The organism is Arthrobacter sp. AG1021 (genome assembly GCF_003633665.1).
In the GTDB taxonomy this organism is placed as follows: Bacteria; Actinomycetota; Actinomycetes; order Actinomycetales; family Micrococcaceae; genus Glutamicibacter; species Glutamicibacter soli.
Map to the genome: position 1 here is coordinate 318,920 of NZ_RBLB01000009.1, position 17,461 is coordinate 336,380.

Annotated in this window: 17 protein-coding genes; 4 read left to right on the forward strand and 13 right to left on the reverse strand. The window is 66.8% G+C overall.

The window, feature by feature from the left end; translation table 11 throughout:
* The first annotated feature begins 90 nt into the window (after positions 1-90).
* From DFO58_RS12665 to DFO58_RS12680, 4 genes are read left to right on the forward strand one after another with little or no spacing between them, the layout of a single operon-like run.
* On the forward strand, positions 91-1,512 hold the full coding sequence (locus tag DFO58_RS12665; RefSeq protein ID WP_286163588.1) for an ABC transporter substrate-binding protein: 1,422 nt from the start codon (positions 91-93) through the stop codon (positions 1,510-1,512).
* A gap of 4 nt (positions 1,513-1,516) precedes the next feature.
* Complete coding sequence (locus DFO58_RS12670) at positions 1,517-2,467, forward strand: ABC transporter permease (protein WP_231736047.1); 951 nt, start codon at positions 1,517-1,519, stop codon at positions 2,465-2,467.
* On the forward strand, positions 2,460-3,311 hold the full coding sequence (locus tag DFO58_RS12675; RefSeq protein ID WP_286163589.1) for an ABC transporter permease: 852 nt from the start codon (positions 2,460-2,462) through the stop codon (positions 3,309-3,311). Before DFO58_RS12670 ends, DFO58_RS12675 begins: the two co-directional genes overlap by 8 nt.
* The gene (locus DFO58_RS12680; protein ID WP_120991213.1) at positions 3,304-4,845 is read left to right on the forward strand and encodes an ATP-binding cassette domain-containing protein; all 1,542 of its coding nucleotides are present in this window, start codon (positions 3,304-3,306) and stop codon (positions 4,843-4,845) included. The genes DFO58_RS12675 and DFO58_RS12680 overlap by 8 nt, the downstream gene beginning before the upstream one ends.
* A gap of 163 nt (positions 4,846-5,008) precedes the next feature.
* On the opposite strand, the gene aqpZ is transcribed toward DFO58_RS12680, so the two are convergent.
* From aqpZ to DFO58_RS12740, 13 genes are all read right to left on the reverse strand, one after another.
* Positions 5,009-5,773, reverse strand: a complete 765-nt coding sequence (aqpZ, locus tag DFO58_RS12685; protein ID WP_053798915.1) for an aquaporin Z — start codon at positions 5,771-5,773, stop codon at positions 5,009-5,011.
* Between the two features lie 141 nt (positions 5,774-5,914).
* Positions 5,915-7,210, reverse strand: coding sequence for an SH3 domain-containing protein (locus tag DFO58_RS12690; RefSeq protein WP_120991215.1), 1,296 nt, complete (start codon positions 7,208-7,210; stop codon positions 5,915-5,917).
* A gap of 169 nt (positions 7,211-7,379) precedes the next feature.
* Positions 7,380-8,438 (reverse strand): FUSC family protein, encoded by a 1,059-nt coding sequence (locus tag DFO58_RS12695; protein ID WP_053798917.1) that lies wholly within the window; start codon positions 8,436-8,438, stop codon positions 7,380-7,382.
* Positions 8,439-8,558: 120 nt separating this feature from the next.
* Entirely contained in the window at positions 8,559-9,470 is a 912-nt protein-coding gene (locus tag DFO58_RS12700; RefSeq protein ID WP_120991217.1) for a LysR family transcriptional regulator, read from the reverse strand.
* 127 nt (positions 9,471-9,597) lie between these two features.
* Positions 9,598-10,536: a cytochrome b/b6 domain-containing protein gene (locus tag DFO58_RS12705; RefSeq protein ID WP_053798919.1), complete on the reverse strand. Its 939-nt coding sequence runs from the start codon at positions 10,534-10,536 to the stop codon at positions 9,598-9,600.
* A 17-nt stretch (positions 10,537-10,553) separates the two neighbouring features.
* On the reverse strand, positions 10,554-11,528 hold the full coding sequence (locus DFO58_RS18530; RefSeq protein WP_183043194.1) for an electron transfer flavoprotein subunit alpha/FixB family protein: 975 nt from the start codon (positions 11,526-11,528) through the stop codon (positions 10,554-10,556).
* 12 nt (positions 11,529-11,540) lie between these two features.
* A complete protein-coding gene (locus tag DFO58_RS18535; RefSeq protein WP_183043195.1) occupies positions 11,541-12,311 on the reverse strand; it encodes an electron transfer flavoprotein subunit beta/FixA family protein in 771 nt (256 codons plus the stop codon).
* Between the two features lie 214 nt (positions 12,312-12,525).
* Complete coding sequence (locus DFO58_RS12715) at positions 12,526-13,170, reverse strand: PaaI family thioesterase (RefSeq protein WP_120991219.1); 645 nt, start codon at positions 13,168-13,170, stop codon at positions 12,526-12,528.
* Positions 13,163-14,338: a lipid-transfer protein gene (locus DFO58_RS12720; protein WP_053798923.1), complete on the reverse strand. Its 1,176-nt coding sequence runs from the start codon at positions 14,336-14,338 to the stop codon at positions 13,163-13,165. Before DFO58_RS12720 ends, DFO58_RS12715 begins: the two co-directional genes overlap by 8 nt.
* Positions 14,335-14,784 carry a MaoC family dehydratase gene (locus tag DFO58_RS12725; RefSeq protein WP_146955968.1) on the reverse strand — a complete coding sequence of 150 codons (450 nt, stop codon included), beginning with the start codon at positions 14,782-14,784 and terminating at the stop codon, positions 14,335-14,337. Before DFO58_RS12725 ends, DFO58_RS12720 begins: the two co-directional genes overlap by 4 nt.
* On the reverse strand, positions 14,781-15,233 hold the full coding sequence (locus tag DFO58_RS12730; protein WP_120991221.1) for an OB-fold domain-containing protein: 453 nt from the start codon (positions 15,231-15,233) through the stop codon (positions 14,781-14,783). The genes DFO58_RS12725 and DFO58_RS12730 overlap by 4 nt, the downstream gene beginning before the upstream one ends.
* Positions 15,233-15,751 carry a MaoC family dehydratase N-terminal domain-containing protein gene (locus DFO58_RS12735; protein ID WP_053798925.1) on the reverse strand — a complete coding sequence of 173 codons (519 nt, stop codon included), beginning with the start codon at positions 15,749-15,751 and terminating at the stop codon, positions 15,233-15,235. Before DFO58_RS12735 ends, DFO58_RS12730 begins: the two co-directional genes overlap by 1 nt.
* Complete coding sequence (locus DFO58_RS12740) at positions 15,748-17,460, reverse strand: AMP-binding protein (protein ID WP_120991223.1); 1,713 nt, start codon at positions 17,458-17,460, stop codon at positions 15,748-15,750. Before DFO58_RS12740 ends, DFO58_RS12735 begins: the two co-directional genes overlap by 4 nt.
* Position 17,461 lies beyond the last annotated feature (1 nt).

Here is a 17,461-nt window from a genome sequence, read left to right on the forward strand (position 1 = left end):
TTTGCGGCTACTGCCCTCGCCTTGACTGCCTGCAGCGCTTCCACCCCGAGCCCTACTTCGGCACCGTCCGTGGACCGAGAGGCGCGCGCGGTGGTAGCTAATTTCCGGGCCCCGGTTTCGAACTGGGCCTTGGAAAGCGATGACGCCTATGTGCTTTCCATCGCCGGCTGCTTGGAGACCTTGGTCAAGTACGACTCCACCACGCAAAATATCGAGCCGATGCTCGCCGAGTCATGGAAGCAGTCCTCGGACACCGCCTGGGATTTCACCCTGCGTCAGAACGTCAAGTTCCAAGATGGCACCGCCCTGGACGCCAAGGCCGCCGCCGCTTCGCTGAACCACGTGCTCGAGGCGACCGCTCCGGCCCGTGCCGTCAATCCCAAGACCATCTCCAAGGTGAGTGCAGTTGACGCCGACACCCTGCGCGTCACCACCCCTGCCGCCGATCCGCTGCTGCCCTACCGCATGGCCAGTGTGAACGCCGGCATTCTGGCGCCTGCGGCCTACGGTGCCGACGGCATCGACCCCTTCGGCCACTGCACCGGCCCGTTCATCCCGGTCTCCGAAAAGGCCGGGCAGTCCCTGAGCCTGGACCGCAACGAGAACTACTGGGGCGGTGACGTCCAGCTCGCCGGCGGCGAAATCCGCTACATCACCGAAGGTCCTACCCGCGCCACTCAGGTGCAGACCGGCGAGGCGGACATCTCCATGTCCATCCCCGCCACCAGCCTGGCCACCCTCGAAGCCGACAACTCGGTGAAGGTGCTCAAGGCCGATTCCCCGCGCACCGCAACCCTCTACCTGAACAACTCGCGGGCGCCTTTCGACAACTTGAAGCTGCGCCAGGCCGCCACCATGGCGCTGGATCTGCCGGCCATCGCCGCCAGCGTCTACGAAGGTGCCGCGCAGCCAGCCACCGGCCCCTTTGCTCCGAGCGAGAGCTGGGCCAACCCGGACCTGCAGGTTCCGCAGGTGAATCTCGAAGAGGCCAAGAAGCTGGTGGCCGACTCCGGCTACCAGCAGGACAAGCCGCTGGAAATCATCGCCATCACCGAGCGCGCGGAGTTCGCAGCGGTGGGCGCCATCATCCAGGAGCAGTTCAAGCAGATTGGCCTGCAGGCAAATGTTGTCACGAAATCCTACGGCTCGGTGGAGCCCGAGGTGCTGGCAGGCAACTACGACATGATCCTCAGCCAGCGCAACCGCATGATCGACATTGCCGATCCCATCGGCTTCCTGCAGTCCGACTACACCTGCGACGGCGGCTACAACCTGAGCCACTACTGCAACAAGGACTTCGACGCACTGATCGAGAAGGCGCTGCCGGAAACCGACCAGGCCACGCGCCATGATCTCTACCGCCAGGCAGGCGACGTCCTGGCCGCGGACGCAGCCAATGTCTGGCTGGTCAACGAGCAGGCCATCGACGCGCTCGGCAGCACCGTTCAGGGGTACGTCCAGGACCCGCTGACCCGATACGTGCTGACCAAGGACCTGGCGAAGACCAAGTAAATTGGTGCACTTCGCCACCGCGCTGCGCCGGGTCCTCGGGCTCGGCGCAGCCGTCCTGCTTTCATCCTTCGCGGTCTTTTTGGTTCCCTTCGTCTCCCCCGGGGATCCGGTGCGATCCATGTTGCGCGCCCGCATGGACGTCGGCGCCATGGACGAGGCCACCGTGCAGGCCTATGCCGAGCAGTTCGGGCTCTACGACCCGCTGTTGCTGCAATTCGGCCGCTGGCTCGGCCGCTTCTTCCGCGGAGACATGGGAATCTCCTATATCAGCGGCACTCCGGTCGCCGACCTGGTGCTGCCCGCCATCGGCGTTACCCTCTCGCTGGCCGGAACCGCCTTGCTGGTGGCGGTGCTGGTCTCCATCATGCTGGGAGTTGTCGCCGCGGTGCGGGCCGAAGGATGGCCGGATCGGGTGATCACCTCGGCCACCCATGCCCTGATCGCCATCCCTGAATACGCGTTGGCGCCGTTGCTGGTGCTGCTCTTCGCCGTGCGCCTGTCCTGGCTGCCTTCGGCGGGCTTCGACTCCCCCGCCTCCATGGTGCTGCCGGTGCTGGTCCTCTCGCTGCGCCCCATCAGCTTCTTCACCATCGCCGTGCGCTCGGGCATCCTGCAGGCGCTGGACTCCGAACATGTGCTGGCTGCCCGCGCCCGCGGGTTGGGCGCCACCCGCACCCTGGTTCGCCATGTCATCCCGCACGGGCTGCTGCCGCTGTGGACCATGGTGGGTGTGTGGTTCGCCGGCCTGCTGGGCGGCTCGGTCATAGTCGAGGTCATTTTCGCCATCCCGGGCATGGGCCGGCTGATCTTCGACGCCATTGTCGACGCGGACATCCCGGTAGCCCAAGGCGGGGTGGTGGTAGCGGTGGCCTGCGCGGTGCTGGCTACCGGCATCATCGACCTCCTGCACCGCCGGTCAGATCCAAGGGTACGGATAGGAGCCAGCCGTGGCTAGGAAAATGCTGCGTTCGATCTTCGTCAGCTGGCCGGCGGCCATCTTGCTGCTGGTGCTGCTCATGACCCTGCTGGCTCCGTGGATTTCCCCCTACGACCCGGATGCCCAGTCCCTGGCGGACAGGTTGCAGCAGCCCAGTTGGGCGCACCTGCTGGGCACCGACGCCCTGGGCCGCGACACCTTCAGCCGCGTCCTGCACGGCGGACGCTTCTCCTTGTCGGTAGCGTTCATCACCACGCTGTTTTCGCTGCTGGTGGGCACCGTTCTCGGCCTGCTCAGCGCGCTGCGCGGAGGCTGGCTGGATGAACTGTTCCTGCGCGCCAACGACCTGCTGCTGGCGCTGCCGGAGATCGTGATTGCGCTGCTGATCATCGCCGTGATGGGGCCGGGATTTTCCACCATGGTGCTTTCCGTGGGAGTGGTGGCATGGACGCCTACCGCCCGCCTGGTGCGTTCCATGGCGGCCCAGGCCCTGTCGACCCACCATGTCGAGGCTTCCAGGCATGCTGGCGCCTCGCGCTGGTTCGTTCTCCGCCACCATGTTCTGCCCTATCTGGCGGGGCCGGTACTGGCCCAGACGGCCCTGCGTTTCGGCCTGTTGCTGGTGCTGCTGGGTTCGCTGTCCTACCTGGGCATCGGTGTCCAGCCCCCGCAGTCGGATTGGGGCTCCATGCTGGCCGAGGCGCAGCCGCACGCGTTGCGTGCTCCCTGGGGCCTGGTCGCTCCCGGCGCCGCGATCTTCCTGGTGAGCTTCTGCGTCACCCTGTTGGGCAACCGCATCACCCGTGCGCTGAACGGGCAGGACGTGCTGGCCACCGAGACCAAGGCGGAAGCCAATGACTGAATCACTTGAATTCATCGATCTGTCGGTGCACAGCAGCGGGAAAACCCTGCTCACTGCCATGTCCGGGGCTATCCGCTCCGGCGAGCTGGTAGCCGTGGTGGGCCGTTCCGGGTCTGGAAAGACGCTGCTGACCAAGGCAATTATCGGGTTGCTCCCGCCGCAGCTGCCGGCCGAGGGACAGATACTGCTGGATGGCGAACGCATCGACCAGCTGGAAGGAAAGGCCATGGATACGGTGCGCGGGCGGCGCATCGGCATGCTCTTCCAACAACCCAAGAGGGTGCTGAATCCGCGCATGAGCATTCGCTCCCACCTCTTGGAAGCACTGGGAGTCTTCGGCCCGGGCAAGGCCAAGAAACACGAGGCAAAAGTCCTCTCCCTGCTCGAAGAGGTCGGGCTCTCTCCCGCCGCCGATATCGCCGGCAAGCGCCCGGACCAGCTCTCGGGCGGAATGGCGCAGCGGGCCATGCTTGCCATCGCCCTGGCAGCCGACCCGGAATTCATCCTCGCCGACGAACCGACCTCCTCGCTGGACTCTATTCTGAAAGCGGAAACGCTGCAGCTGCTGCGCAGCAAGCAGCTTGAACGCGGCCTAGGCGTCCTATTGATCACCCACGACATTGCCAGCATCCAGCACATCGCCGACCGCGTGCTGGTGGTCAGCGATGGGGCGATTGTCGACCATTGCCTGACATCCCAGCTTTTCGCCAAGGACAGCCACGCCAAGCGGCGTGAATTGATCGAGGCCGCGTTGCCGGCCGCGCACGCGCCAAGGGAATTTGCCGCCGGTTCCCTGCTTCAAGTTGTGGGCGCGGGAAAGAATTACACACGCAAGGCCAAGGGGCCCGCCGCGCTGCAGGCCACCACCGTGAGCCTGCATGGTGGCGAAGTCCTGGGCGTCGTCGGGCGTTCGGGCTCGGGGAAGAGCACTTTCGCCAGATTGCTCGCAGGCTTGGAAAAACCCACGGAAGGGCAGATCCTGAGCCCCGAACGCGACGGGAAATCTGCCGCCGTCCAGCTGATCGCTCAAGAGCCCTACTCTTCCTTTGATCCGAGGCTGCCGTTGCGTACGAGCTTGCTTGCTGCCGTGCACCGGGTGCCTGCCGACCAAGCCTCGGCGGAGATAGATGCGGCGCTGGACCAGGTGGGGCTGCAGGTCGAACTACTGGATCGAAAACCAGGCCAGTGCTCCGGCGGCCAGCTGCAACGCGCGGCCATCGCCCGGGCATTGCTGGCCAAGCCGCAGGTGCTTGTCTGCGATGAATCGACATCGGCGTTGGATTCGGTAGCGCAGCGCCATATTCTCGATCTCTTGCTGGGGCTGCGCACCCGCCTGGGTCTGTCCTTGGTAGTGATCTCCCATGACATGGGCGTGATCCGCTACGTCAGCGACAATGTCGCGGTGTTCTACGAGGGGCGGCTGGTGGAACACCGACGGCTCGACGATTTCCTGTCCAGCCCGAAGCACCAGCACAGCAAGGACCTGGTGGCCGCACTGGACATTCCCGCCCCGGTGAAAGCCGTGCTGAACTAGGTCTTTCCACCGCAGGCAGGCTCCCTGCCGCAGCTCGCGCTGGGCGCCTTCACCCTGAATGCCCTGGTGAAGCCCGTCGTCACAGACGGCAAAGGGCCTTGGAAGATCCACACAGGTGTGAAATATTCCAAGGCCCCATGAGGCCGCCTGGGCTATGGCCGGTTTACTTCGGGGCGAAGCCCTCGCGGGTTGCGGCCTTCACGGATGGCTCAAGCATCTTGTAGCTGGCGCCGGCGATGATGGCGCCGATGAGCGGCGCCACGATGAACAGCCAGACCTGTCCCAGCGCCTCGCCGCCGGCGAACCAGGCGACGCCCAGCGAGCGGGCGGGGTTGACCGAGGTGTTGGTGATCGGGATGGCGACCAGGTGGATCAGGGTCAGCGACAGGCCGATGGCCAGCGGGGCGAAGCCCTTCGGAGCACGGCGGTCGGTGGATCCCAGGATCACGTACAGGAAGATGGCGGTCAGCACGATCTCGGCCACCAGCGCGGCCATCATGGAGTATCCGTCCGGTGAACGGTCGCCGTAGCCGTTGCTGGCGAAACCTGATTCGACGGCGTCGAAGCCGTCCTTGCCGCTGGCGATCCAGTACAGCACCGCGCCGGCGGCCGAAGCCGCGACGATCTGGGTGATGATGTAGGTCGGGACGTCCTTCCATGCGGTGCGGCCCGCGACGGCGGTACCCACGGTGACGGCCGGGTTGAAGTGGCCGCCCGAGATGTGGCCCACGGCGTACGCCATGACCAGCACGGTCAAGCCGAAGGCCAGGGCAACACCCAGGAAGCCGATGCCCATATTGACCGTTTCATCGGAAATCACCTTGGCTGCGAAAATCGCCGAGCCGCAGCCGCCGAAGACGAGAACGAAGGTCCCCAGGAATTCGGCAGTAATCTTGGCGCCGGTTGTCGGCGCGGACGTATCTGACATGTCTTGTTCCATTCCTCAAAAGATGAAGCGAGTTCCACGACAGCGTGAGCCGTGCCCTAAGGCTACTGGGAGATCCCTCTATTGAAAAGATATCCGACATTCATTCTCAAGAATGATTTGTTGCCGGTCATGACATGGGAATTATTTGCCGACGTATTCGAAGTGCCATGCTTCGGCGTACGGATTTCGGCTTCCGTTGGACCGGAATTCTTCCAGATTTTTCCGGTGGATCCAGTTGTACTTCTTCGAATTGGCCTTCAGCCACTTGTAGTACTTGCCCTTGAACGAGTAGTTGTAGGTCTCCGGGACATCGATGGCCAATCCCCAGCCGTGGTTCGAGGTCCCCGGCTTGGCCGCGATGTAGGAGCCGAGCTCCTGGTAGAGGAATTTCTGCGTGTCCAGGGTGCGGTAGGCCAGATCGATGTCCAGGTTCTTCCCGAACTTCTTCTTGAAGGCCGAATTCAGCCGGCCCAGATCCGCGGCGGCCGGGGCGGCGATGAGGGTTTTTTCCTTGTCCCAGCTCAGGGCCACCAGCATCGACTCGGGCAGCTTCCCGTTGGCCTGCTTTTGCACCTTGCTTCGGGTCGTCTTGCTCGTGTTGCTGGTTTTGGCGCTGGTGCTGCGTTTCAGCGCCGAAGCCTTCATCCAGCCGTCCGCTCCCTGGGTGCGCACGTAGTACCAGCCGGAGACCGGGCCGGCCTTCTTTTCCCATGCGGCGTCCCGGTAGACGATCGAATTCTTCGGGATGTCGCCGATGCGCTTCTTGCCGTTGACCGAAGCATGCAGGTCTGCGCCGGAAGACTTGGTGAAGTAGCGGTCCGACAGCCCAGCGCGGTTGGTGGTGTACGGGCCAGCGTCAATGGCGCAGCCCTTGGAGCAGGTGGTGACGTAGGCGCCGGAGACCCATCCGGTTTTGCTCTGGGTGGAAATCTTGTACCAGCCGTTGGCGGCCTTGGAGCTTGCGTAGGCCGGTTGCCCCTTGCTGAGCTTGCCGACGACCGCATGCCCGGTTCCCGCGCCCTTGCGGATGTTCATCGTGGATTTCGGGGTGACCCACAGCTTCACGCTTTTCACGCTGCTCCTCGTTCCGCCGGTGGCGGCGGTTTTGGTGACCTTGGCGTATTTATTCGAGATCCACCCGGTCTTCTTGTCGTACGTGACCTGGTACCAGCCGTTGGAGGCTTGGGACTTGACCGCTACGGTCTTGTTCTTCGGGATGGTCAGGATCACGCGGGAGGCGGTGCTGGAACCGGAGCGCATGTTCAGGTTGCTGGTGGTCTTGACCTGGGTCACCCGCTTGGCGGCGGCCGCCTGCAGTGTTCCGGGTGCCGCGGCTGTTGCGGCAGGCGCGGCAGCCGGGACCGGCTGCGCCGCGCTGGCCGGCACCAAACCGCCCAGGGCCAGCGAACCGGCCAGCAGCACGCCGGCGGTTGACACGGCGAATCGTCGAGATGAACTGAAATGTGTTTTCACGGCAGTGGAATCTTCCAAGAGGCGCGGGCTTGACTGGTGTCCTGCGCAAAGCCGTTCCCGGTGCGAGCGAGATTGCCGATTCGACGCCTGACATAGTTAATCATGCTACGTCCAGGCCGAATCCGGGGCATCGTCAGCGGGGTTTGCGATCGAAGAGCAGCGCTCCGAGGATTCCTGCCAGCACGCCCAGCAGGTTCCCCGCGGCGCGTTCCCACAGCACGTCCGCGTTGACGCTCGGGTCGGCGAGCTCCAGCATCAGCATGATCAGCGGGGTGAAGAAGCTCAGCGCCAGCCCGTAGTTGCGCGTCATGTAGCCCTCGGCGGGGAACATCAGCGCGATGATCACCACGCCCAGGGCCAGCTCCGGCAGCTGCAGATAGTAGATGCCCAGCAGGACAACCAGCCCCGCCACGGTGCCTGCCACGCGGTGCACACCCCTGCGCAGCCTTCCGCGGGCGTTGCCGGCCGCCAGCGGCACCACCGCTCCGGCCATGACCCATTGCAGGTGCTCCAGTTGCAGGCCGATGGCCAAGGTGCCGGCCAGCAGCACCACGCTGGCGTAGCAGGCCGAGCGGCGCAGCGCGTCGGGCCAGCCGATCGGCTCGTGTCCGGGAAATCCCCGGGCCGCGGCACCGAAGCGGGCGGTCTGCCCCAGAACGATGCAGAACAGCGCGGTGAGCACAAATGCAGCCAGCCCCGCCGTGGACGGCGATTGCCCCACCGGGAGGCTGGCCAGCGCCCCGAAGGCGAAGACCGGGAAAAACGAGCCGCCGGGCTTCAGGCCGTAGCGGTCGGTGGTCAGCGAGCTGGCGCAGGCCCAGAAGATGCCCCCGGCGACCAATGCCCAGCCGTCCGGCCCCCACGGCGCGATGACGATGCCTGAAATTCCGGCGCATAGCATCATGGTTCCAGCCAGGACCTGGTCCTTGAGGCGCTGCAGCCGGTGCGGGCTGCGTCCGTACATCCCGACCACCGAACCGAAGACCGCGTAGACCATGAGGTCCACGTGCCCCAGGAGCATCAGTGCCGCACCGGGGATCGCCAGCCCGAAGCCCACGCGCAGGGCGGGGCGGATCTCGGGGCTGTGGGAGAGCACCAGGCGCTGCCACGCCGCGGCGGCCAGCGCCGGGGTTGGGATTCGGGATGTCGGGGCGCTGGCCTGCTCGGTTGGCGCATTCTGGAAGTTGGCCATGATCGCTCCTCTGGTTCGCGCAGCTTCCTGCGGAAAGGAACGGTTCTGCCTTTTCAGAGTTACATCGAGAGTTTGATCATGTCCAAGTATTATTTTTGATGGTTCAATCGGAAAAACATATCAAGCCAAGTCAAAATCGTTTGTGACGGACGGATATACGTCGCCCGTCGCAGAGAGTAATGCGCGTAATAAGAGCGGCAGCGGCTGGTGCTCGGGGATGACCAAGCTGATCTGGCTGGTGATCCGCGGACTGACAAGGGGCGTTTGGACCACGCCGGGCAACTCGCCCAGGGGCGCGAGCCACTGCTTCGGGACCACGCTCGCCCAGCGGCCGGTGGCCACCTGCGCCAGCAGCGTGATCATCGAGTCGCACTCGATGCGCGGCTCGGCGCTGCGCCCATGGGAGGCCAGCACCTCGTCCAGCAGCTGGCGGCCGCGCATGGAGGAATCCAGCAGGCACAGCGGCAGCGAGAGCACCTCGTCCACGGCGGTCGGCTCCCCCGCACTGGCGAACATGCCCTCCTTGGTGAGCAGCACGTGCTCCTCGCGGTACAGCGGCAGCGCGAGCAGTCCGCCGAGTTCCGCCGGGTCCGCATAGACCAGCCCCGCATCGAGTTCGAAGCTGCGGATCTGGGCAATGATCTCGGTGGAGCGCAGGTTGCCTTGGACATGGACCCGGGCCTTCGGGTTGGCGCGGGCGAAGGCGTCACAGAGCTGGGCCACCGTGGAGGACGCGGCGGGCACCACACCCAGGCGCAGCGTGCCGGTCAGTCCGGACTGCAGCGCCGCCACCTCCTGGGTCAGCGCATCGCGGTCCGCCAGCAGGCGTTGGGCCCAGCGCAGCACCGTCTCGCCTTCCGGGGTCAGCCCCTGGAACGCGTGGCCGCGTCGCACCAGCGGCACCCCGAGACCGGTTTCAAGTTTCCTGATGGATTCGGAGAGCGCCGGCTGGGAAATATTGCATTCCTCGGCGGCCCGCGCGAAATGCTGTTCCCTGGCCAGCGCCACGAAGTATTCCAACTGCCTTAACATCACCTGTCCATTGCACCACGCGCCGCGGGTCACCACGTCGGGGCATGCGAAAACCGGCGCACCGCGGGATCACAATCCTGCGGTGCGCCGGTTCCGGCGAGCGAGCGCACGGCCCCGGGGCGGGCAGCTACTTGGAGATCTTGCCCGACATTCCCGCCAGGGCCCGGATGACCACCGGCTTGCAGGCGAACCAAGCTCCGGCGGTGACCGCGACGGCCACCACGAACATGATGACGCCCAGCCAGCCGTCGTCGCTGCGGGCGGCGAACATGTGGTTCAGGTTCGCCCGCGCTCCGGTGAGCAGCACCAGCAGCACGTGCATCACCAGGAAGCCGACAAAGAACAGCATGGCCGGGAAGTGCACCTTGCGGGCCGCTTCCATGGGCAATGCCTTGTCCAGCTTGGCAGGCCAAGCCGGGGACATGCGCAGCCCGGTGATGGCGGAGACCGGGGCGGCCAGGAACACGATCGCGAAGTAGGCCAAAACCTGCAGCGCGTTGTAGTTCAGCCAGCCGTTCTCGGCAGGCCAGTCCAGCGACAGGTACTGCAGGCCGGCGCTGAGCGCGTTCGGGAAGATGTCCCAGCTGGTCGGCACGATGCGCATCCACGCGCCGGTGGCGAACAACAGCACGATGAACACCACGCCATTGACGATCCACAGCACGTCCAGGCTCAGGTGCAGCCAGATTTCCAGACTGATCTTCTTGGGCTTGGTTTTGGTTTTGAACAGCCCGGTGTTGTTCCGGGTCCAGTAGGCCTTCGGCCGGGCGGTGGTGCGGATCAGCCAGCCGGAGCGGATGATCAGCACCATGAAGAAGGCGTTCAGGAAGTGCTGCCAGCCCAGCCAGGCCGGGATGCCGGTGGGCGCGTTCTGCGGCAGCGCGGAGTGCCCCGGATAGGCGGCCAGGAACTGCTCCCCCGCCGCGGTTCCGCGCCACCAGCGGGCAGCCAGCACCAGCAGGGCCAGGACAAGCACCACGCCGACGGCGATCCAGATCTTCTTCAGGGCCGGGTTTCCCGCCGCCTTGTCGGCGGTGCGGGCACCCTCCTTGGTTGTCAGCGACATGGAAATGACCCCCTGATCTAGCCGGCGGTGACTGGCTGCTTGGCCTCCAGCAGCTGCGTGAGCTGCGGGAGGATCTCGAACAGGTCGCCCACGATGCCGAAGTCGGCGATGTCGAAGATCGGCGCGTCCTCGTCCTTGTTGATAGCCACGATGCGCTTGGCGGTCTGCATGCCGGCCAGGTGCTGGATGGCGCCGGAGATGCCCACTGCAACATAGAGGTCGGGTGAGACGCTGACGCCGGTCTGGCCGACCTGGTGGCTCTGCGGGATGTAGCCGGAGTCCACGGCGGCGCGCGAAGCGCCAAGGCCTGCGCCCAGCGAGTCGGCGAGCGCCTCGACCAGCGAGAAGTTCTCCTTCGAGGCCAGGCCGCGGCCGCCGGAGACCACGATCTTGGCGGCGCGCAGCTCCGGGCGGGAGGACGCGGCGGCCAGCGGGGTCACGGATTCGATTTCAGCCGAGGCGGCGGTGGCCACCTCGATGGCGGTGGTGGCCAGCTGCGGGGTTGCTGCAGGCAGCGGCTCGGCACCGCTGGAGGCCACGGTGACCAGCGGGATGCCGGCGCCCGCGGTGGATTCGGTGACGTAGGTGCCGCCGAAGACCGAGTGCGAGGCGGCGATGCGGCCGTCGCGCTGCTCAAGCTCAACGGCTTCGAGCACCACCGGGTTGCCGGTGCGCGCCGACAGGCGGCCGATGACCTCGCGGGCCACGGCGCTGTTGGAAGCGAGCACGGCGGCCGGTGCGTAGGCCTCGATGGCAGCCTGCAGGGCGGCGACGGCGCTGGCCGCCGGGTGGGCGGCGGCCTGGGCGGTTTCGCCGATGAATACCTGCGCGGCGCCCTGCCCGCCGATGGCGGCGGCGGTGGCGGCGGAGTCGGCTGCGGTGGCGACGGCCACCGGGGTGCCCAGCTTGGAGGCCAGGGCCAGCAGGTGCGCGCCGCTGGCGGTCGGGGTGCCGTCTTCGGCCAGTTCGATGTGTACCAGGATGTTAGTCATGTCGTTCGTTCCTTAGATCAGCTTCTCGGCGGCCAGGTACGCGGCAAGTTCCTGCGCGGCCTGTCCCTCGTCGATGATTTTGACGCCGGCGGTGCGGGCGGGGCGGGCGGCGGAGGCCAGCACCCGGTTGCCCGCGGCGTGATCCGGCGCGCCCAGGCCCAGTTCTGCGGCGCTCTGCACGGCAACAGGCTTGCGCTTGGCGGCCAGGATGCCCTTGAACTTCGGGAAGCGGGCCTCGCCCATGGCCTCGGCCACGGAGATGACTGCCGGGATGGAAGCGCGCAGCGCGGTGGTGCCCGAGGCGTCCGAGCGGGTGCCGCGCACGGTGCCGCCGGAGATCTCCAGGGTGCCCAGCGGGCCGAGGAACGGAAGGTGCAGCAGTTCGGCGACCATGGCGGGGACCACGCCGCCGCGGCCGTCGGTGGACTCGTTGCCTGCGACGATCAGGTCGGCCTGCAGGCCCGAGAGCGCCTGGGCCAGCGCCCGGGCGGTGGCCAGCGCGTCGGATCCGGCCAGTGCGTCGTCCTGGACGTGCACCGCCTTGTCGGCGCCCATGCTCAGTGCCTTGCGCAGCGCTTCATTGGCGGCGGCCGGACCCATGGTCACCACGGTGATCTCCACCGACTTGTCAGCGTCCTTCTGCTTCAGCGCGGCTTCCAGCGCACGTTCGGTGATCTCGTCGATCACGCGGTCGCTGGCGTCGCGGTCTGCGCGTCCGTCGGAGGTGAGGTGGCGGCCTTCTTCGGTGTCCGGCACCTGCTTGATCAGCACTGCAATCTTCATGGTTTGCTCTTTTCTTGGTTCGGTTCCGCACCGCCCGGCTCCTCCGCCGGGTTGGGTGCGTTCACGGTGTGGCCGCGGGCGCTGCCCGTGCGCCGCCGCGCTTTCGCGTGGCGCGGGTCACGTTTCTGAAATACTATAACTAGATTCTAGTTTTTGTCTAGGGCAGGGAGTGGACGAAGTTCCGCTTCGCCCGCACCCCGCCCTGCCCGGCCGCTCAGTCCTGCGGCGCCGGGCGGTTGCGCGGCGGCAGCCACAGCCCGCGGGCCTGGGCCACGACCTTGCCGCCGGCCTCGATCTGGCCCCTGACCCAGATCTTGCGGCCGTCGATTTCCTCGACCCACGCGGTCAACTCCAGCTCTTCGAACAGCGGGACCGCGTGGTCGTAGTCCACGGTCAGCGACCGGGTGAAGATCCACTGGTCCACGGTTCCAGCGGCGAAGCCCATCAGGTGGTCCAGCAGCGTGGCCACCCAGCCTCCGTGCACCCGGCCCGGAGGACCCTGGTAGGGCAGGCCCAGCCGGGTGGAGGTGCGCACGCCGTTCTCCCCGTCCATGCGCAACGACACCGGCGGGGCCATCGGGTTCAGCGCCCCGGAGACCGGCGAGCGGTCCATGTAATCGCCCTTGCGGTCCTTGAAGAGGTCGGGAACCATCGCGCTCTCCGGAGCGATTTCCCCGCGCAGCAGCTCAAGCACCTCGTCCAGGCGCTCGACCAGTTCAGGGGCGGCCGGGGTGCGCACATCCAGCCGGACCATGGCATCCAGCAGCTCGCGCACCTGACCGGCGGCTTCCAGCAGCTTCTCCCCGCCGGCCGCGCGGACCTTCTCCCCGCCGTCCGGCAGGGCCACCTGCCTAGTCATTGCCCAGGATCAATGCGCTCGTCGGTACGCCGGTGCCGGCGGTGACCAGCACGTTGCGGGCGTTTTCCACCTGGTTCACCGCGGTGCCGCGCAGCTGGCGCACACCCTCGGCGATGCCGTTCATGCCGTGGATATAGGCCTCGCCCAGCTGGCCGCCGTTGGTGTTGATCGGCAGGCGGCCGCCCAGCTCGATGGCGCCGTTCTTGATGAAGTCCTTGGCCTCGCCGCGGCCGCAGAAGCCGAATTCCTCCAGCTGGGCCAGCACGAACGGGGTGAAGTGGTCGTAGAGCACCGCGGTGTCGATGTCCTCCGGGCGCAGCCCGGTGTCGTTCCACAGCTGGCGTGCCACGTTGCCCATCTCCGGCAGCGGGCGGTCGCCGTCCTTGCGGTAGTAGCTGACCATGGTGTGCTGGTCGTAGGCAGCGCCCTGGGCGGCGGCGCGGATGGTCACTGCCTTGCCCGGCAGGTCCTTGGCGCGTTCCGGGGTGGTGATGACAAACGCCTGGCCGCCGTCGGATTCCTGGCAGCAGTCCAGCAGGTGCAGCGGATCGGCGATCCAGCGCGAGTTCTGGTGGTCTTCCAGGGTGATCGGCTTCTCGTAGAACCAGGCCTTCGGGTTGGTGGCCGCGTGCTTGCGGTCGGCCACCGCCACGCGGCCGAAGTCCTCCGAGGTGGCGCCAGTCAGGTGCATGTAGCGCTGGGCGAACATGCCCACCCAGGAGGCCGGGGTCATCAGGCCGAAGGGCAGGGTCCAGGCGTAGGCGGCGGCGCGGGCGTCCGGGGCCATGCCCGCGGTGCTCATCGCCTGCCCGAAGCGGGCGCCGGAGCGCTCGTTGAAGGCGCGGTAGCAGACCACGGTCTTGGCCACGCCGGTGGCCACGGCCATGGCGGCGTGCAGGATGGTGCCGGCGGCGGCGCCTCCCCCGTAGTCCACGTGGCTGAAGAAGTTCAGCTCCTTGCAGCCCAGGCCGCGGGCGACCTCGATGGCGGGGTTGGTGTCCATGGAGTAGGTGACCATGCCGTCCACGTCCTGCGGGTTCACCCCGGCGTCGCGGCAGGCGGCCAGGGCGGCCTCCTGGGCCAGCTGCAGCTCGGAGCGGCCGGAGTTCTTGGAGAACTCGGTGGCGCCGATGCCTACGATGACTGCCTTATTCAGCAGGTTGCTCATGCCGATTCCCCTTTCGATGGGATCACGATGTCTACGGTGCCCGTCACGTGCGGGCCCAGGGAGTTGGTGCCGACCACCTTCACCACGACGTTTTCCCCGTCCACGGAGTCCACGGTGCCGGTGAAGACCATCTCGTCGCCCGGGAAGTTGGTGGCACCCAGGCGGATGTTGATGCGGCCCACGCGGGCGGCCGGGCCGGCCCATTCGCCCACGTAGCGGTTGACCAGCGCATTGGTGGTCAGGATGTTCATGAAGACGTTCGGGGTGCCGGCGGCCTGGGCGACGTCCTTGTCGTGGTGCACCTTCTGGAAGTCGCGGGTGGCGATGGCCCCGGTGACGATCAGCGTGGCGGTGATCGGGATGCGCAGCTCGGGCAGCGCCTCCCCGGCCTGCACCTGCTCGGCGGTCAGCTGCCCGGCGCGGGCGGCGGTGTCGACGGTGCTCATGCGGCGCCCCCTGCCGGACGGGCTACCGGGAGGACCAGCTCGGCGTCCATGCGCTCTGCGGCGATGTGCAGCGGCATGCCGATCTGCACGTCTTCGCGGGCCACGCCCTCCAGGTTCATGACCACGCGGACGCCCTCTTCAAGCTCCACCACTGCCACGATGTAGCCCGGCTCGAACGGCGGGACGATCGGGTGGTACATGACCACGTAGCTGTGCAGCATGCCGCGGCCCGACATGGTCTTCGGGGACCAGTGCAGCGAGTTGCACTCGGGGCACATCGGCACCGGCGGGTGGCGCAGCTCGTTGCAGTCGTCGCAGTGCTGGATGCTCAGCTCGCCGCGCTCGTTCAGGGACTCGAAGAAGAAGGCGTTGTCCAGGTTGATGGCCGGGCGGGGACGCAGGGCCTGGCTCTTGGCCGTGGCCGGGGTCTCGGTCAGCGTTTCGCTCATTACAAGTTCCTCTTTTCAGGGTTGTACCACAGGGTGCGGAAGCGCATGGTGCCCACGCGGTCGCCCTGCTGGTCGGTGTAGGTGGTCAAGGTGGTGATGAAGTAGCCTTCGCCCAGGCCCGTCTGCTTGGGGCCGACGAAGGATTCGACCTTCTCGCTGGCGGTCAGCAGGTCGCCGGGGACCAGGTAGCGGTCGTATTCCTGGTCGCAGTTCACTGCCACGACCTTCGGGTAGCCGCACTCAGCCAGGTGGGCATAGGCGCGGTCCACGTCGGATTCGATCTCCGGGTCCGAGGGGTTGATCATGTTCCAGACCTGCAGCGCCGAGGGCGGGGCCACGACGTCCGGGTGGCCGGCGGCGCGGGCGGCCTCCGGATCCAGGTAGATCGGGTTGGTTTCCTCCATCGCGTCGCACAGGTGGTGGATCATGGGCCGGTTGACCTCGTCGCGGGCGACGCTGATCCTCTCGTTGCCAGCGGCGATCATCTCGCCGATCAGGACATTGGGATCCTGGCTCATACTGTCTCCTTAATGGTGGTTTCGGCGGGCTTCAGCGGCAGCAGGTGGGCGCGGCCGTTCTGCTCGAACAGGGCTTCCAGCTGCGCCAGGGCGGATTCGTCCAGCACCTCGAAGGCGATCTCCCGCCCCGGGCGGTGGAAAACGTTCTCGTTGACCAGCCAGGCCTCGCGGCGCAGGCTGGGCTTGTTGATCTTCTGGGTGGCGGTCACCGGCACGTCGGAGACCACCGAGAGGAAGCGCGGGGCCCACTTGGTGCCCAAGTCCGGCTGGGACTCCAGGAACCGCGCGAAGTCGACCGGGTCGAAGGACTGCGGGTCATCGAACTGCAGCGTGGCCATGACCTGGTCGCCGGTGCGGGCGTCGGGCACCGGGTAGACGGCGGCCAGGGTGACCCCCGGGTAGCGGGAGAGCACACGCTCCACCGGGGCGGCGGAGAAGTTCTCGCTGTCCACGCGCAGCCGGTCCGAGGTGCGGCCGGCGAAGTAGAAGTAGCCCGCCTCGTCGCGGTAGGCCAAATCGCCGGTGAGGAACGCGGTGCCGCGCACGCGCTCGGCCACGGCTTCCGGGTTCTTGTAGTAGCCCTCGAACAGGGCCGCGCCGGTGAGGTTCACCAGTTCGCCGATGGCCTCGTCCGCGTTCAGGATGCGCCCGTTCTCGGAGAAGATCGCCCGCGGGCACTGCTCCATGGTGTCCGGGTTGACCACCGCGGCGTCCATGCCCTCGGGGGCTGTGCCCAGCGCGCCCGCCGGGCTGTCGTCCGAACGCTTCAGGGTCAGCCCGCCCTCGGAGGCCCCGTAGCTTTCGGTAGGCCAGACGCCGTAGCGGCGGTGGAACTCGGCCAGGTCGAACTCGCTGGCCTCGGTGCCGAAGCAGGAGCGCAGGTAGGTGTCGGCCTCCGCGGCCTTCTCCGGCTGGGCCAGCACGTAGGACAGCGAGCGTCCCACGTAGTTGAAGTAGGTGGCCTTGTAGCGCATCAGATCCGGCAGGAAGCCGGAGGCGGAGAACTTGCGGGCCAGGGCGAAGGTGCCGCCGGTGTACAGCGGGTTGGCCCAGCAGGCGAAGATGCCGTTGCCGTGGAACAGCGGCATGGAGTTGTAGCTGACGTCCTGGCGGCCCAGGCCCATGTGCTGGAATTCCGCAGTGCGGAACAGCCGCCCGGTGGTGCAGATGACTGCTTTCGGGTCCCCGGTGGAGCCGGAGGTGAACAGCAGCAGCAGCGTGGTATCCGGGTCCCCGGCCGCCGGCGCCTCCGGGCGCGGCAGGTGGCGCAGCGAATCCAGCTCGCGGGCGTACTCCGCGCTCTCGATGTAGCGGGTCTGCGCGGCGGGCACCCCGGAGTCCACCCCGTTGAAGTAGCCTTCCAGCTCGCGGGTGGTCAGCAGGATCTCCACGTCGGTGTACGCGATGTCGCGGGCCAGCTCCTCGCCGCGGCGGGTGAGGTTGATGCCCACCACGGTGGCGCCGGCGTAGGCCGCGCCGCCGATGGCGAAGATGTATTCGGGGTCGTTTTCAAGCATCACGCCCACGTGGAAGGGCTTGCCTTCGTCGTGCAGCGAGAGCAGCAGATGCGCGCGGACCTTGCATTCTGCCACGACTTCCGCCCAGGTCCAGATGCGCCCCTCGAAGAGCAGGCCGGGGTGGTGGTCCTCGGCTCGCAGGTCAAGTAGATCTCTGGTAGTTTGAAGTTTCGTTTCGAGAACGGTGTTCATT